At 61.4% G+C, this 1176-nt stretch carries 1 protein-coding gene and 1 pseudogene; one reads left to right on the plus strand and one right to left on the minus strand.

Features of this window, described 5'->3' with window-relative positions; translation table 11 throughout:
• The coding region (locus EN893_RS34840) for an FAD-dependent oxidoreductase (RefSeq protein ID WP_128362205.1) at positions 1–954 on the plus strand (954 nt) is incomplete at its 5' end.
• Here the strand turns inward: EN893_RS34840 and EN893_RS34845 are convergent.
• Positions 951–1176: pseudogene (locus EN893_RS34845) on the minus strand (carbohydrate ABC transporter permease); the annotation flags it as partial. The gene EN893_RS34840 and the pseudogene EN893_RS34845 sit on opposite strands and share 4 nt — an antisense overlap.

A 1176-nucleotide genomic window follows, 5' to 3' on the forward strand; every position in this document is an offset into this window, starting at 1 on the left:
GGCATCTACTACCCTAAGGGCAGCCTGAAAGCGCAGCTATGCGTCGAAGGAAAGAACGCGCTTTACCGCTATTGCGAAGCGCGCGGGATTCCGCACCAACGCATCGGCAAGCTGATCGTCGCTACCAGCGACGCGGAATTGCCGATCCTGGAGGGGATCCGGACCAAGGCTGCGGACAATGGTGTTGCGGACCTGGAGATGCTCAGCCGCGCGGATGTGGAACGGCTTGAACCTGAACTGGAGGTTGCCGGCGCGCTTTTGTCCCCAAGCACGGGGATCGTCGACAGCCGCGCGCTGATGCTGGGGCTACAGGGCGATGCCGAGAATGCCGGTGCCACCTTTGCGTTTCGCGCGCCGGTTCTCGGCGGCAACGTCGCCGAAACGGGCTGCGAGCTCCAGTTTGGCGGCGATATGGAAGGCTATCGGATCGCCGCAAATCTGGTCATCAATGCGGCCGGATTGTCAGCCCATCTCGTTGCCCGGAGCCTTGCGGGCGGGCATGGCGGCAAAATCCCAGATGTCACCTACGTCAAAGGCAATTATTTTGCGCTTGGACGCCGCCCGTCCTTCAACCATCTTGTTTATCCGGTTCCGGAACCAGGCGGCCTCGGAGTTCACCTGACGCTGGATATGGCCGGATCGGTTCGTTTCGGGCCGGACGTCGAGCCCGTCGATGAGGTCGGCTACGCGGTCGACCCAACTCGGGCCACACCATTTTACGCGGCCATCCGACGCTACTGGCCGGGGCTGAGGGACGGGGAACTGGAGCCGAGCTATTGCGGGCTGCGGCCTAAAACGAACGGGTTGCAGTTCGGCGATTTCGACATTCTGGCAGATCAGTCCGGACGGCTGATCAGTCTTTTCGGAATCGAGTCACCTGGCCTGACAAGTGCGCTCGCCCTGTCGGATAGGGTTGTCCAACTAGTCAGAACGACGAACTTCGTCTTGCTTTAGCCTTTGACCGCTCCAGCGGTCATGGATCCTGATATCTGCCGATACATCACAAGACCCAGCAAGGCCGGCGGCAAGGCGCCCAGCATCATGACCGCGGAAGCGGTTCCCCATTTTACGCCGCCGCCGCTTGCGGCGAAGAAGAAGGACGCGCCGACCGTCATCGGCACGGCACGGCTGGTTGTCAGCATGAGACCGAAGAGGAACTCGTTCCAGGCAGTGATG

The organism is Mesorhizobium sp. M7A.F.Ca.CA.004.04.2.1, from assembly GCF_004022825.1.
In the GTDB taxonomy this organism is placed as follows: Bacteria; Pseudomonadota; Alphaproteobacteria; order Rhizobiales; family Rhizobiaceae; genus Mesorhizobium.